The 14,764-nt window shown below is 69.9% G+C and carries 13 protein-coding genes; 4 read left to right on the forward strand and 9 right to left on the reverse strand.

Annotation, left to right across the window (positions count from 1 at the left end; translation table 11 throughout):
• Positions 1 to 19 precede the first annotated feature (19 nt).
• Positions 20 to 1,027: a DUF6624 domain-containing protein gene (locus ABE505_RS10590; RefSeq protein WP_346442217.1), complete on the reverse strand. Its 1,008-nt coding sequence runs from the start codon at positions 1,025 to 1,027 to the stop codon at positions 20 to 22.
• Between the two features lie 51 nt (positions 1,028 to 1,078).
• The gene (locus tag ABE505_RS10595; protein ID WP_346442216.1) at positions 1,079 to 1,273 is read right to left on the reverse strand and encodes a hypothetical protein; all 195 of its coding nucleotides are present in this window, start codon (positions 1,271 to 1,273) and stop codon (positions 1,079 to 1,081) included.
• Between the two features lie 184 nt (positions 1,274 to 1,457).
• On the opposite strand from ABE505_RS10595, the gene ABE505_RS10600 reads away from it, so the two are divergent.
• Positions 1,458 to 2,570: a hypothetical protein gene (locus ABE505_RS10600; protein ID WP_346442215.1), complete on the forward strand. Its 1,113-nt coding sequence runs from the start codon at positions 1,458 to 1,460 to the stop codon at positions 2,568 to 2,570.
• A gap of 194 nt (positions 2,571 to 2,764) precedes the next feature.
• Here ABE505_RS10600 and tsf read toward each other — a convergent pair whose 3' ends face one another.
• The 7 genes from tsf to ABE505_RS10635 all read right to left on the reverse strand — a co-directional run bounded on the left by tsf (position 2,765) and on the right by ABE505_RS10635 (position 10,156).
• Complete coding sequence (gene tsf, locus ABE505_RS10605) at positions 2,765 to 3,643, reverse strand: translation elongation factor Ts (protein ID WP_346442214.1); 879 nt, start codon at positions 3,641 to 3,643, stop codon at positions 2,765 to 2,767.
• Positions 3,644 to 3,781: 138 nt separating this feature from the next.
• Positions 3,782 to 4,567, reverse strand: a complete 786-nt coding sequence (rpsB, locus tag ABE505_RS10610) for a 30S ribosomal protein S2 (RefSeq protein WP_346442213.1) — start codon at positions 4,565 to 4,567, stop codon at positions 3,782 to 3,784.
• Positions 4,568 to 4,856: 289 nt separating this feature from the next.
• Positions 4,857 to 5,891, reverse strand: a complete 1,035-nt coding sequence (locus tag ABE505_RS10615) for a spore coat U domain-containing protein (protein ID WP_346442212.1) — start codon at positions 5,889 to 5,891, stop codon at positions 4,857 to 4,859.
• On the reverse strand, positions 5,891 to 8,236 hold the full coding sequence (locus ABE505_RS10620; RefSeq protein ID WP_346452203.1) for a fimbria/pilus outer membrane usher protein: 2,346 nt from the start codon (positions 8,234 to 8,236) through the stop codon (positions 5,891 to 5,893). The genes ABE505_RS10615 and ABE505_RS10620 overlap by 1 nt, the downstream gene beginning before the upstream one ends.
• The gene (locus tag ABE505_RS10625) at positions 8,236 to 9,018 is read right to left on the reverse strand and encodes a molecular chaperone (RefSeq protein ID WP_346442210.1); all 783 of its coding nucleotides are present in this window, start codon (positions 9,016 to 9,018) and stop codon (positions 8,236 to 8,238) included. Before ABE505_RS10625 ends, ABE505_RS10620 begins: the two co-directional genes overlap by 1 nt.
• 34 nt (positions 9,019 to 9,052) lie before the next feature.
• Complete coding sequence (locus ABE505_RS10630; RefSeq protein WP_346442209.1) at positions 9,053 to 9,607, reverse strand: spore coat U domain-containing protein; 555 nt, start codon at positions 9,605 to 9,607, stop codon at positions 9,053 to 9,055.
• A 6-nt stretch (positions 9,608 to 9,613) separates the two neighbouring features.
• Positions 9,614 to 10,156: a spore coat U domain-containing protein gene (locus tag ABE505_RS10635; protein ID WP_346442208.1), complete on the reverse strand. Its 543-nt coding sequence runs from the start codon at positions 10,154 to 10,156 to the stop codon at positions 9,614 to 9,616.
• A 345-nt stretch (positions 10,157 to 10,501) separates the two neighbouring features.
• On the opposite strand from ABE505_RS10635, the gene map reads away from it, so the two are divergent.
• The 3 genes from map to dapD are packed head-to-tail and all read left to right on the forward strand — an operon-like array spanning position 10,502 to position 14,764.
• The gene (gene map / locus ABE505_RS10640; RefSeq protein WP_346442207.1) at positions 10,502 to 11,284 is read left to right on the forward strand and encodes a type I methionyl aminopeptidase; all 783 of its coding nucleotides are present in this window, start codon (positions 10,502 to 10,504) and stop codon (positions 11,282 to 11,284) included.
• 1 nt (position 11,285) lies between these two features.
• Positions 11,286 to 13,901: a [protein-PII] uridylyltransferase gene (gene glnD, locus ABE505_RS10645; RefSeq protein ID WP_346442206.1), complete on the forward strand. Its 2,616-nt coding sequence runs from the start codon at positions 11,286 to 11,288 to the stop codon at positions 13,899 to 13,901.
• Between the two features lie 29 nt (positions 13,902 to 13,930).
• The gene (dapD, locus tag ABE505_RS10650) at positions 13,931 to 14,764 is read left to right on the forward strand and encodes a 2,3,4,5-tetrahydropyridine-2,6-dicarboxylate N-succinyltransferase (protein ID WP_346442205.1); all 834 of its coding nucleotides are present in this window, start codon (positions 13,931 to 13,933) and stop codon (positions 14,762 to 14,764) included.

Raw genomic sequence — 14,764 nt, forward strand, 5'->3', positions numbered from 1 at the left:
CGCGCCATGCTGCGCGCTGTCAGGGCGCGACCGTGCAATCGGGAAAGCGGGCGAGATACTCGTCCAGCGGTGGCATTCCCAGGCCGGCGCGCAGCGCGTCGACGCGCTGCGCGTCTTCCAACGGTTGCGGCGCGCGCCGGTCCTCGATGCACGTGACCTGGGTGCCGTAGCGCTGGCGGCCGTCGAGCTTGAGCATGACCCGGTCGTAGAGAAAGCCGTAGCGGGTCGGCAGGGGCGTGCCGACATGGCGCTGCTGCATGGCGCGCAGGGTCTGGTATTGGAGATCGGGCCGCTGGTCCGCGTGCTGGACCAGCAGCCAGAGCTGGGCCTGTGCCTGCTCGGGCAGTGCGGTGGGCGCAGGCCAGCCATCGTGACGGGCCATCAGCTGCGCCGCGTATGCGGCATTGTCCGCGTCGAGCCTGCGGACATCATCGCCGAGCGCGAACGCGTAGGTCGCGTACAGCGGATCGCCTGGCCCCGCATCGCGGCCGGGCACGCCATCGAGGGCATGGCGCAGGATCTGGTCGTTGAGGGCCCGCCGTTGCAGCTCCGCCCCCACGGTGCGCAGCGCCTCGCCGTCGGCTGGGGAGGCCTGCACCTGGGACGCGATCTCCACCGCGCGGCGCAGGCCCAGCACATACGGCCAGGCCGCCTTGGCTGCCGCGTCGAAGGCCGGCCAGTCGTCGAACGTGGCGGCTGTCGCCTCCGCATCCACGATCAGGCCGCATCGCCGGTCGCCGTAACAGGCCTCAGGGAGCGACGCGGCATCGATCCCCCGCGTCCGTAAGGTATCGCGCAGCGCCGCGGTGCGTGCGCGGCGCGCGGCCTCGGCCCAGTCCAACAGCGCGCGCCAGCGTGCGCGCTCGGCCGGGTCGGGCGAAAAGCGCGGCTGGACCCAGTCCAGACGGGTGAGGTCGAGCGGCGCGTCTTCGGCGGGGAGGCGGTCGAGCAATGGGGGCGGCGGCGTGCTGCCCCCGGCTGCCGAACCGGCAGCGAACAGAAGCAGCGCGCTCAGCGCTCGCCGCATTGCGCGGAGCATCGATCAAAGGCTGACCGGGCAGGATGCCCGGCCGGCGTCTCAGGCATCGGCATCGTCGACGACGATGATCTGCGCCGAGACCTGGGCCGAGAGTTGGGTCCGTGAGGTCGTCCCGCCGGCGACGGCGTCGATCTCGCTGTCGGTGAGGTCGCGCGCAAGCTGGCGGCTGAGCAGGCGGTAGCTGCCTGGCGCATCGGCTGCAGGCGATTGGGGCGCGGGTCCTGGCTTCGACATGGCGACGTCTCCTTTGCGATTCGCAGCGCCGTCGACATGGCGGCGTCATCGGTGTCTTAGTGCATCGCGCTGCCGGTGTCAAATCGAGACGGGGCCTGGACCGAGCCGTTGGCGCTGGCGCGTGCTCGCATGGCGGTCGCAGTCTGCGGTAGAACACCCGCATCTCTCTCGTCGGAGCACTTGCATGCCTGGACACCTGCGCGTCGTCACGCATCCCGGAGATGTCCATGCGGGCGCGGTGGCATGGGCGCTCGCCGATCGCGGGATCGCGACGCGCTGGATGTGCCTGGGCGACTTCCCGGCGCGCGCCACCCATAGCTTCGAATTGCGCGCGGGCACGGACGCGGGCACGGCGGGCGGGCTGCCCGACACCGATTGCGATTTCGTCTGGATTCGCAGGATCGGGCGCTCGCCCGGCGTGCCGGCGGGCCTGGATGCCCGCGATGCGGAGGCCTGTCGGCGCGAAAGCGAGCGCTTCTTCTGGGGATTGCTGCATGTGCTCGCGCCCCAGGCCTGGTGGGTCAACCCGCTCACGAGCTTCATGACCAGCCGGCACAACAAGTTGCATCAGCTGCGCCTGGCGCAGGCCTGCGGCATGGTCGTGCCCGACACGCTGGCGAGCAACGACCCGGCGCGTATCCGCGCGTTCGTGCGTGCGCACAGTGGCCGAGTCATCGCCAAACCGTTCTTCCCGCATCTGTGGAACACGCGCGACGGCCGGTCGTACGAGTATCTGTCCTCGCTGGTGACCGAGCAGGACCTGGATGATCCGCGCGTGCTGCAGGCGTCCCCGCTGATCTACCAGCACTTCGTCGACAAGGCGTTCGAAGTGCGGGTGGCCGTGTTCGGGCAGGCGGTGATCGCCGCGCGCCTGGACACGCGCGGCGACCCCGACCTGGCCGTGGACTGGCGCCACGCCGCCAAGCATCCGACGGTGACCCCGTTCCAATTGCCCGATCCTGTGCGCGAAGGCTGCTTGCGGGTCATGGCGATGCTGGGGCTGGTGCACGGCTCGTTCGACTTCATCGTCCGGCCCGATGGCGGCTTCGTCTTCCTGGAGGTCAATGAGTCAGGGCAATGCCTGTGGATGGAAGAGGATTGCCCGGACTTGCCGGTGCTTTCTGCGCTCGTGGGCCTGTTCCTGGCGCGTCGGCCGGATTTCTCGAGCGCGGATCTGGCGCAGTTTCCCTACCGGTTCGGCGCGTTTCGCGGAAGCCCGGATTACGAGGCGTTCCTGCAGAGCGCGGCGCAGGACCACTTGCCGGTGTCGATGGAAGGGGTGGTCTTCCAGGAGTGACGCGCGCGTTTTGGGTGGCCGGACAGCGACGCGCTCCCGACTGAGGGGAGGGCGGCGTGCGGCTGGTAGGCGGCTGCCGACCCGAAGCTGCACGCGCGTTCTCGCGAACGAGGAGATGAGGCAAAAAAAAGCACGCCCGCAAGGGGCGTGCTTTCTGTCGCCTGACGGGGTCCAAGGACCCCGCGGCGGATGGATCAGGCCAGGCCGGCCTGCTTCATCACTTCGGCGGCGTAGTCCTCGACGACCTTCTCGATGCCTTCGCCGACGGCCAGGCGCTGGAAGCGCAGCACGTCCGCGCCGGCGGCCTTGAGCGTGGCCTCGACCGTCTTGTCGGTGTCGAGCACGTAGGGCTGGCCGTAGAGCGTGACTTCGTTGACGATCTTGTTGAGCTTGCCGCTGATGATCTTCTCGAGGATGTCGGCCGGCTTGTTCTTGTCCTTGTCGGACATCTTCGCCAGCTCGATTTCCTTTTCCTTCTCGATGAATTCGGCCGGGACGTCGGTGGCCTTGTTGTGCGGCGGGTTCATCGCCGCGACGTGCATCGCCAGGCCACGCGCGAGGTCGGCATCGCCGCCCTGCAGCTCGACCAGCACGCCGATGCGGCCGCCGTGGACGTAGGCCGCCAGGTTGTGGCTGCTCTCCATCCGCACGATGCGACGCACCTGCACGTTCTCGCCGACCTTGGCGATGACGGCAGCGCGCGCTTCCTCGACGGTCTCGCCCGACGCGAGCTTCGCAGCCTTGAGCGCATCGATATCGGCGGCGCCGGAGGCGAGGGCGGCTTGGGCGACGGCCTCGGTGAAGCGCAGGAAGTTGTCATCCTTGGCGACGAAGTCGGTCTCGGAGTTGATCTCGACCAGCACCGCGGCGCGATCGTCCTGCGTGGCGACGATGCGGCCTTCGGCGGCGACGCGGTCGGCCTTCTTGTCGGCCTTGGCCAGGCCCGACTTGCGCAGGGCTTCGGCGGCGGCGTCGATGTCGCCGGCGGTCTCGCTCAGTGCCTTCTTGCACTCCATCATGCCGGCGCCGGTGCGCTCGCGCAGTTCCTTGACCAGGGATGCGGTGATTTCCATGGATGACCTCAGTGTTCGGTGGATGCGTCGGCCGCGCGGTGCGCGGCCGGTCGTTGGCGGTCGCCGCTCGCAGACGAGCGGCGATCGCGCCGGAGGCGCTGCGGCTGCGCAGCATGGCGCAGCCGCATGTCGCGGCGATTACTCGGCCGCGACGTCCTCGGTCTTCTTGCCGCGCGGGGCGCGGGCCGGCTTGTCGCCGCCTTCTGCAAACTCTTCCTCGCGCACGGTCGCCGCGCTCGGCGCGGCCGCCTTGCCTTCGAGCACGGCGTCGGCCGCGGCGTTGGCGTACAGCTGCACGGCGCGGATCGCGTCGTCGTTGCCCGGGATCGCGTAGTCCACCAGCGCCGGATCGTAGTTGGTGTCGACGACGGCGATGACCGGAATGCCGAGCTTCTTGGCTTCCTGGATCGCGATGTTCTCGTGGCCGATGTCGATGACGAACAGCGCGTCGGGCAGGCGGTTCATTTCCTTGATGCCGCCCAGCGACGCTTCGAGCTTGTCGCGCTCGCGACGCAGGCCCAGCACTTCGTGCTTGACCAGCTTGTCGAACGTGCCGTCGGTCTCGGCCGACTCGAGCTCCTTCAGGCGCGACACCGACTGCTTGACCGTGCGGAAGTTGGTCAGCGTGCCGCCCAGCCAGCGCTGGGTCATGTACGGCATGCCGCAACGCTCGGCCTCTTCCTTGATCGCCTCGCGCGCGCTGCGCTTGGTGCCGACGAACAGGATCATGCCGCGCTTCTGGGCGATGCCCGAGATGAAGTTCATCGCGTCGTTGAACAGCGGAACCGTCTTCTCGAGGTTGATGATGTGGATCTTGCCGCGGGCGCCGAAGATGTACGGCGACATCTTGGGGTTCCAGTAGCGCGTCTGGTGGCCGAAGTGCACGCCGGCTTCCAGCATCTGGCGCATGGTGATCTGAGGCATTTGGATGATCTCGTGATGATGGAATCGAACGAAGCCGGTGTCGTGGCAAGTCCGCACGTGAGATGTGCAGCACTTGGCGATCGGACTCGCATCTCGATTCCGGGGTTGGGCCTCCCTGTCGCCTCCGTGGCCGAACCTCTTGCGAGGCACCCCGGCACGGGTCGATACGACAGGTGTGTATTCGCCGGTGACGCCCGGCGTTGCGTGTCGGACCCGGCGAGCGGGCACGGCAAGCGCGGGATTCTAACCTGCGCCGCAGCCAGCGCGCAATCTGAACGCGCCTCGGCGCTCAGAAGCCGATATCGACTCGGAGGGTGTCGCGGTAGACCCCCGGCGGTGGCGTGGCCTGGGTGGGGTCGATCAGCGCCCGGTACGTGAAGCCCTGGGCCGTTGCGCCGGTGTGGACGCCGGGATTGAGCTCGGCGCCGGCGCTCGAACGCCGCTCGGCACCGACGCTGCCCCAGCGCTCGCCAGAGGCCGCACCCTTATAGAGCGCGTAGCGCAGGAACTGGGTGGGCGCGAGGTCGTCGCGCATGCGCCGCCAGCCCGCCGAGAAGTGCTGTCCGTCATCGATCCCGACCGTGTACGCGGCGCCCGCGCTGCAGCGGACCGTGATGTGCTGCACCACCGGACCGAATGCGCCGGCCAGCGGGGCGCTGCCGAAGTCGAGCGGCGGGGCGGCGATCGCGCAGTCGTTCTCCAGCCGCAGCACGACATTCACGCTCGTTGAAATGCCGGTGCCCCACGCGAGCGGCGTCAGCAGACCGGGGCGCTGGAAGCCCGGACTCTGCGAGTAGGCGCACAACGGTCCGATCCCGAGGGTACAGATCGAGAAGAACCAGCGCAGGTTGACCACACCGGTGTAGGTGCCGGCGCGCAGGCCTGCCGTGGGCGTGGTGCGGATGTACAGCGGCAGGCTGCCGCCAGGTCCGCTGAACAGGTTGAGCAGGTTCAACGCCGAGAAATCGAACTCCTGGCCCTGGCCGAGCTGCGGCCCGGTGCTCTGCGCCAGGACCGTGAACGGAACCGGGCGCCCACCGCCGTCGTGGACCAGTTGGAACGTCGAGGTCTCCAGTCGGACCTTGATGTAGGAGGTGCTGATCAAGGCCAGTGCGCTGCAGGTCAGGCCGCCGCTGCCGGCCGCCTGTCGCGGGCCGTCGGCCAAGGCCAGCGTGCCGGTAGTACCAAGGTCGGCGTGTGCGTTGGCCACCGCGCACGACCCGGTGTCCTGTGCTTGCGCGCCGCTGCCGGCGGCGAGCAGCGCGAGCAGCAGCAGGCGCGGACGTGCGCGCGGCGGCGGGGCGGGGCGGAGACGTATGCGCATCATCGGCAGGCCAGCGGACCGATTCGCGCCAGGCCCTCGGCGCCGGGGTCGAGCGAAAAGCGGACGGTGCACGCAGGCGCGCCGGCGGGATGCGCGGTGAGCGTGTTGTCCGGCGCCAGCCTCGACAGATAGACCAGGCCGTCCCAGCCCACATGCGCAGCTTCGCCCTGCGCGCTGCTCACCGGGGTGCCTGGTGCGAGTTCCGCGCCTGACGCATCGTGCAGCGTGACCAGGGCCGACAGGGTACGCTCGACCGGGAACCGCATCACATAGCCGCTGCCGCGGCGCACCGCGACGCGCTGCTCGACGATCGGCGTTTGCACGTTGGTCGGCAACTGCAGTGGGTCGATCTCGAACTTCGCGGCGTACTGCGCCCCGGACCACGGCACCAGCAGCCGACCGTGGCGATCGGTGGTGCCGACGGTCACGTTCTCGTAGCGCACTGGAATGTCCGCAAAGCCGTTGGTGTCCACCACCACGAAGGCATCGGAGATCCGGTTCGACAGAAAGGTGCCGCCATCCATGCGCACGATCGCGCCGGCGGCATTGGCCCACAGCGTGTGGGCGCCGGCGCCGCCGCGCACGCCGCCGCCGAGCTGGATGTGGCGGTTGCGCCACAGGGCGTCGAGCTCGAGCTGATCATCGCCCGCGGCAAAGCGGCTGTAGCCCAGGCCAAGCCCGAGTCCTCCGTCGCTGGGCACAGGGCGTGTGTAGCGCAGGCGTTGCGCATCGCCGCGTCCACTGGCGCGATCATGCGTTGCGGTGACGTTGCCGCGCCGCAGCGACACCACCAGTTGCGCGACCGCCGACCAGTCGCCGCCGTCGATGTCGCGGTTGCCCGACAGGTAGAGGCCGATGTCCCGCCACGGCGATACGCTCCACGACAGGTTGACCAGTCGGGTCCGCGAAGCGTCGGCGTTCTCCAGCGCGATGTGACCAAGCCCCACGCTGCCCCAGCGCCCGAGCGCGACGCTGCCGGCGACCACCGTTGTCCGTGGCCGGAACGGCAGCGTGGTCCGCGGGTCGTAGCGGGCCAGGTCCACGAAGTCGCGATCGCTGCGCTGGTGCTGCGCCGACAGCGTCAATCCGCGGCGGGTGTACTGGTAGCCGACATCGACCTGGCCGCCCGAGCGGCCGCGCGATTCGCTATGGCTGTAGGCAGCATTGACCACCCCCAGCATGCCCAGCCGGACGACGCCGCCGGCACCGAGCCGGGTCAGATCGTCGGCGGCCTCACCGAGCGCCTCGACGGTGAGCGCATCGGTGAGGCCGCGGCTGTAGGCGGCCGAGGCCACCACCGGGCCGTAGGCGAAATTCTCGACACCGTAGTCGCGGCGCAATGCACCGGCCGCAAGCGCAAAGTCGCTCAGGCCCGGCGCGAGAAGGCGGCTGCTGACGTAGAACGGCACCGCCGTGGCGACTTGCCGCCCCAGCGCATCGGTGACCACCACCACCGCCTCGCCGGCGCCGTTGATGAACGGCACCTCGGTCAGCGCAAAGGGACCGGGGTCGACGCGCTCGCGCGCGGCGAGACTGCCGTTGACGTACAGGTCGACCGCCGATGGCACGCCGGCCTGGCCCGCGAACTGCGGCAGCGGATAGGTGACGATGTCGGGGCGGAGCGAGAAATCGCGTGAGAACTGCAGCCCGGCCACCCGGACCGGTGAGGTCCAGGCCGGCCCTCGCGTGATCAGGTCGCCGGCCTCCCAGAGCCGTGCCTGCGCTTCGTCGACACGGATCCATCGGGTGTCATAGCGGACGAACGCCCGGCCCGCGGCGCCGCCATGGCGCCAGGCACCCGACGACGACACCGTGCCGGCGTCGCCGAACAGGCGCACGTCGGTCCACAGCGAAGTCGCGGTGGCGGCGTGCGGCGCGCGGGTGGCATACAGGTCGTAGTTGAGCAGCAGCCCGCGGCTGGCACGCGAGTCGTGGCGGGCGGGTCCGCCGTGGCGCTCGAAGTGCTGGCTCGGTAGCCAGTCGGCAGGCACCTCGATGTGCAGGCGCAGGGTGGCGACGTCGTACTCGACGGCGACGCCCGGCAGGCGGTCGATCGCGACCCGGCCGTCTGCATCCGGGGCGTCGACGCGCACGTGCAGCGCCTGCAGCGCTTGCGCATCGACCAGGTAGTGCCCATCGCGCAGTTCGACCGGGACCACACGTCCCGATGCCAGCCCGTTGACGACCAGTTCCAGGTGCACCAGGCCCTCGCCGATGGCGTCGGTCGCCCGCGGGGGCGGCGGCAGCCGGCCAGGTGCCGGCGTCGCGGCCTCGGCCGTCGGCGCCGGTGCCAGCCCTGCGCACAGCAGCGCCGAGGCCAGGCACGCCGTCGACGGCCGGGGCATCAGCGCCTCGATGCCTGCACCGGCGGAATCGTGCGCAGGCGCCGGTGGTCGTCGATGTGCGCCTCCAGCGTGCCGTCGGCCTGCGCGGCATCGGTCAGCGGCCAGCGCGCGAAGCTGCCGGCCAGCACGTAGCCCAGCTGCGCATTCTCCAGCGGGACGTGGGCGCCGCCTGGGCGGCGGAATCCCAGCGCGGTCAGGCGCGCGTGGCGCTGGCCGCGGTTGTGGACCAGCACAAAGACCTGGCCGTCGCGCCGTTGCAGCTCCCATGCCAGTTGTGGCCCCACCCGGCCGGTCGCGTCGTCGTGGACGAAGAGCGGGATCGAATAGCGGAACTGAAAGCGCACGCCGGCCGGGGAGCCCGCCGGTTCCGGCGCATCCTCGGCGCGCTGGACTGGGATCTCGTCGACGACGATCCGGTAGGCGAGCTCCCCGGCGACGGCCGGGATTGCGGTGGTTCGCGTCAGGCGGACCAGTTGACGCTGGCCGGGGGCGATCCGTGCCATTGGCGGCGAGCCGACGATGGCCTGCTGCGGTCGATAGTCGTCCTCGCCGTCGACCTGGTGCCATTCGAACACGCGCAACTGCAGGTGCGCGGTGGTCCGGCCCTGGTTCTCGATCCAGAGTGCGGTGGCCTGTTCGCCGTGGCGGATGGTCGGATTGACCGGCCAGATCAACAACGAATTGGCAGCCGGCGCGGCGATCGTCGCCAGCGCCATCGCCGCGCCGATCAACCAGCGGATCGCACGGGCAAATGGATCGGGGCGGCGTGGGGGCGGGAGCATGACATGTCCTTGTCGATGGCCGGGGCAGACGGCTTCACCAGTCGAGCGTGACGGTGACCGTGTCGGTGTACGCGCCCGGCAGCGCGTCGCCGGGCAGCGTGAGTCGGCCGTGGACCGGCAGCGCGATGCCGAGGGGGGCGGAGCCGGGCACGGTGATCGACTGCGCCTGATCGATCGCGATCTCCTGGGTCAAGGCCGCATCGCGGTAGAGCCGGTACGGGATCCTGCGATCGACCGCGGCGTGGCGCAGTTGCCTGACCCCGCCGGCCGCATGCGCACCGCCATCGATGCGCATGCGCATCACCACGCCCGCCGTGCAGCGCAGCGTGACCACCTGCGCCGCACCGGCATCGGCAGTGTGCACGGCGTTCGACAACGCGCTATCGGTGCCGAAGTCGAGCGTCGCCATCACGCCTGCAGCGCCGCTGCTCCCCAGGCCGTCGATCGCACAGCCCGGAATCACCGTGGCCGAGACCGGAAACGTGGTCTGGGTGTCGGCCTGCAGCGCGCCAGGCAGCGTCGCCAGCAAGCTTGCGAGCAGGCCGCCGAGCGGAGGTGCGCCAGGCCGGCGCGGACGGGCGCGAGCCACGGCTGATCAGAGCGTGATCACGACGCCGATGACATCGGAGTAGGTCCCCGGCAACAGCGCGGCGCCGCCGAACGCACGCCCGTAGACGTTGACCGTCTGCGCGCTGCCGTCGGCGGGCAGCGTCAGCGCGTCGCCATTGGCGATCACTGTCGACCTGCCGGCGTCGGAGTACAGCTCGTAGCTGATGAAACGCGTATCCGCGCCGCTCTGTAGCGCCAGCGCGCGGCTTCCGCCGCCATCGGGCGCCGCGCCGGGATTGAGCCCGCCATCGAAGCTGATGCTGGGAGACACGCCTTCCGAGCATCGGATGGTGATGGCGCTGCCCGCGTTCTGCACTTCGGCGTCGGCCTGATCGAACACGGTGGTCTCGGTGCCGAAATCGAGCGTGCCCAGGGTGCCGACGCTGCCCCCGTCGGCGGTATCGACGCCGTTGATGATGCAGCCGGCCTGCAGGGTCATGGTGGCGTCGATCTGTCCGGTGATCTCGGCGTGGGCGGTCGCACCGACCAGCCCGAGCAGGGCGGCGGCGGTCAATGGCATCAAGCGCATGGAACATCTCCGTCGTGTTGGATCGGAAGGGCATGCGGGCAAGCAACGAACTTGGCCCGCTTGCGGGGGGCTGGGCGCAGTGTCTCGATGCGGGTCGCGGGTCGGGGCGGCGATGTCCGGCGGCATGGCGGTCTCCTGTCCGCGGCGGCAGGCTGCGCTGATGCGGCCCGCTCGTCGTCACTGCGTGTTTAGCAAAATAGGCAGTCGTCCTGTGCCTGGCGATAGTGCTGCGGCGTGCGGTGAAGGTCCTGTGAGTCGTCGCAAGCGGCGTCGCGCGGCCGGCGCACGGACTGCGTTCGGCCCCGGCCGCGCGGCAAGACGCAGGCGATCTGCGATAATGACCCGATGAGCATTCAGACCAAGACGCCCGACGAGATCGAGAAGATGCGCGTGGCCGGCCGCCTGGCCGCCGAAGTCCTGCAGGTCGTCGCCCCGCACGTCAAACCCGGGGTGACCACCGACGAACTGGACCGCATCTGCTACGAGCACATCGTCAATGTGCAGGGCGCGATCCCGGCCAACGTCGGCTACAAGGGCTATCCCAAGACCACCTGCATCTCGGCCAACAATGTCATCTGCCACGGCATTCCGAGCGATGCGAAGGTGCTCAAGGACGGCGACATCATCAATATCGACGTGACCGTCATCAAGGACGGCTGGCACGGCGACACCAGCCGCATGTACGTCGTCGGCACGCCGTCGGTGATGGCCAAGCGGCTGGTCGAGGTGACCCGCGAGGCGATGTGGCGCGGCATCCGCGCAGTGCGGCCGGGCGCCACGCTCGGCGATGTCGGCCATGCGATCCAGAAGTACGCCGAAAGCGAGCGTTTCAGCGTCGTGCGCGAGTATTGCGGACACGGCATCGGCAAGGTCTATCACGACGAGCCGCAGGTGCTGCACTACGGCACGCCGGGCACCGGTGTCGTGCTCAAGGAAGGCATGACCTTCACGATCGAGCCGATGATCAACGAGGGCACGCGCTTCACCAAGGTGCTGCCCGACGGTTGGACGGTGGTCACCAAGGACCGCAAGCTCTCGGCGCAATGGGAGCACACGGTCGCCGTCACCGCCGACGGTGTCGACGTGTTGACCCGGATTCCGGGCGACGACAACGACGCGTTCCTCTGACGTGGGCGAGCGCACCGCCGCCACCGCACCTGCCGCCGACGACGGCGACGCGGCTTGGGTGGCGGAGGCGCGCGACGCGCTCGCCGCGCACGACGCGCGGCTGATCCAGGGCTTCGACGCCGGCCAGCACATCGATCGGCTGCTGGCCGCGCGCGCCAACGCCGTCGACGGTTGGGTCCGCAAGGCTTGGGCGCGCTGCATTCCGGGCGAGGCGGTGTTGGCGCTGTTCGCGGTCGGGGGGTACGGCCGCGGCGAACTGTTCCCGCATTCGGACATCGACCTGCTGATCGTCGGCGAGCCGCAGGTGCAGGCCGCGCATGCGCAGGCGCTGAGCCGGATGCTGGCGCTGCTGTGGGACCTGGGGCTGCCGGTCGGCCATGCGGTGCGCAGCTTCGAGGAGTGCACCGAGGCGGCCGCCGACGCGACCGTACTGACCGCGCTGCTGGAGGCGCGCCCGCTGCTGGCCAACATCGGCGAGGTGCGCGCGCTGATCGACGCGATCGCCGATCCCAAGGTCTGGCCGGCGGCCGCGTTCTTTCATGCCAAGCGGCGGGAGCTCGAAGTCCGCCACGCGCGCTTTGGCGACACCGCCGACAACCTCGAGCCCAACATCAAGGACGGTCCGGGCGGCCTGCGCGATGTGCACAACCTGCGCTGGATGGCGCGGCGCGTGCTCGGCATCTACGGACTGGAAGAGCTGATCGCCCTCGGCCAGCTCGGGGTCGACGAGCACGCCACGCTCGAACGCGAGCGGCGCACGCTCTCCAGGCTGCGTTTCGGGCTGCACCTGGTCGCCGGCAAGGCCGAGGAACGGCTGCGCTTCGATTACCAAAAGGCGCTGGCCGCGCGACTGCACCATGTCGAGCAGGCCGACAACCCGCTGGTCGAGAAGATGATGCAGGAGTTCTACCGCAGCGCCTCGGTGGTGCAGCGGATCAGCGAACGCCTGCTGCAGCGCTTCGAGGAGCAGATCGAGGGCGAAGGCGCGCTGCGGCCGCTCGATGCCGAGTTCGGCGTGCAGCGCGGCTATCTGGTGGCGCGCGACGATGTCTGGCCGGGCGGCGACATCGCGCGGGTGTTCGACCTGTTCGCGATCTGGGCCGACCGCCAGGAGCTGCGCGGCCTGCACTCGCAGACCGCGCGCGCGCTGGCCGAATCGCTGCACGCGCTGCCGTCCTGGCGCAGTGCCTCGCCGGCGCTGCGCGAGCAGTTCATGGCGCTGTTGCGTGGGCCCACACCGGTGCGCACGCTCGAGCGGATGGCCAGGCTCGGCGTGCTCGGCGTGTGGATCCCCGAGTTCGCCAACGTCACCGGGCGGATGCAGTTCGACCTGTTCCATGCCTACACCGTCGACCAGCACACGCTGGCGGTGCTGCGCAACATCGCCAGCTTCGCGTCCGAGGCGCCGGACGAGCGCTTTTCCACCGCGCACGAAGTGTGGCCGCAACTGCGCAAGCCCGAATTGCTGCTGCTGGCCGGGCTGTTCCACGACATCGGCAAGGGACGTGGTGGCGACCATTCGGAACTGGGCGCGGTCGATGCCCGCGCGTTCTGCGAGGGCCACGGCCTGGGCGAGACCGACACCGCGCTGGTGGAATGGCTGGTGCGGCGTCACCTGTTGATGTCCACCAGTGCGCAGAAGCTTGATATCTCCGACCCGGCGGTGATCCACAAGTTCGCCGCCGAGGTCGCCGACCGCGAACGGCTGGATTACCTGTACCTGCTGACCTGCGCGGACATCGCCGGCACGTCGCCCAAGCTGTGGAATGCCTGGAAGGACCGGCTGCTGACCGACCTGCGCATTGCCACGCGGCTGGCGTTGCGCCGGGGGCTCGAGCACCCGGTGGCGGCGATCGAGCGCATCGCCGAGGCGCGTGACCGCGCCCGCGGCCTGCTGTCGGCCCACGGCATCGACGATGCCCAGGCTGACGCCTTGTTCGCGCGGATCCCGCAGGAGAGCTTCCTGCGCGGACGCGCCGACCAGGTGGTGTGGCAGGCGCTGGCGCTGCGCGACAGTGCGCAGGGCGGACTGGTGGTGCGGGTGCGGCGGCTCGCGGCCGGGGCGCAGGCGCTGGAGGTCTTCGTGCATTCGCCTGACCGCGACGGTCTGTTCTCGGCGATCGTGATCACGCTCGACCGCCTGGGCCTGGCGATCCAGCAGGCGCGCGCGCTCGACGGTCCGGGCGGCACGATCTTCGACGTCTTCCAGGTGCTGCCGATGGACATGCGCCATCCGCTGGAACTGGCCACGATCGAGCGCAAGCTCGCCACCGTGCTCGGCGGCGCGCTCGACCTGCGCCCGGCGCGCCGGGCCCAGCCGCGCCACCTGCGGCATTTCCGCGTGCCGCCGCGGATCGAGTTCAACCCCGGCGCCGACGGCCGGCACACGGTCTTCAGCCTGGTGTGCACCGATCGGCCGGGGCTGCTGGCCGATGTCGCCCACGTGCTGCGCCAGCAGGACGTGCGCGTGCACGACGCACGCGTGGCGACGTTCGGCGAACGCGTCGAGGACGTGTTCCGGCTCGTCGGCAGCGATGGCCAGCCGCTCGACGAGGCAGCGCAGGCGCGGCTGCGGGCCGCGTTGCTCGCTTCGATCGACGGCGACATGGCACGATAGCGCCCCGTTTTTCCCCACGAAGACCTGCCATGACCCAAGCGCTGCAGACGTTGATCGAGGACGCGTTCGCGCGTCGCGCCGAACTCACCGCCCAAGAGATCGGGGATGAGGTCAAACCGGCGGTCGAGCAGGCGATGGCCGGCCTGGAATCGGGCGAGCTGCGCGTCGCCGAACCGGATGGCAACGGCGGCTGGCAGGTCAACGAGTGGCTCAAGAAGGCGGTGCTGCTGTACTTCCGCAGCAACGACATGGCCGTCGTCGACGCCCAGCCGGCGCCGTTCTGGGACAAGGTCGAGGCGCGCTTTGCCGGCTACGACGAGGCCCGGTTCAAGGCCGCCGGCGTGCGCGTGGTGCCCGGCGCCGCAGTGCGCCGCGGCACCTACTTCGGCCGCGACGTGGTGTTGATGCCGAGCTTCGTCAACATCGGCGCCTACGTGGGCGAGGGCACGATGGTCGACACCTGGGCCACGGTGGGCTCGTGCGCGCAGATCGGCAAGCACGTGCATCTGTCGGGCGGCGCCGGCATCGGCGGCGTGCTCGAGCCGCTGCAGGCCAGTCCGACGATCATCGAGGATCACTGCTTCATCGGCGCGCGCTCGGAAGTCGTCGAGGGCGTCGTGGTCGGCCACCACAGCGTCATCGGCATGGGCGTGTTCCTTGGTCAGTCGACGCGCATCTACGATCGCGCGACCGGCGAGATCTCCTACGGTTACGTGCCGCCGGGCAGTGTCGTGGTCTCGGGCCAGTTGCCGGCCAAGGACGGCTCGCATTCGCTGTATTGCGCGGTCATCGTCAAGCAGGTCGACGAGAAGACCCGCAGCAAGACCTCGGTCAACGACCTGCTGCGCGGCTTGGCCGACTGA

The organism is Luteimonas sp. TWI382 (assembly GCF_039674545.1).
Taxonomy (GTDB): domain Bacteria; phylum Pseudomonadota; class Gammaproteobacteria; order Xanthomonadales; family Xanthomonadaceae; genus Luteimonas.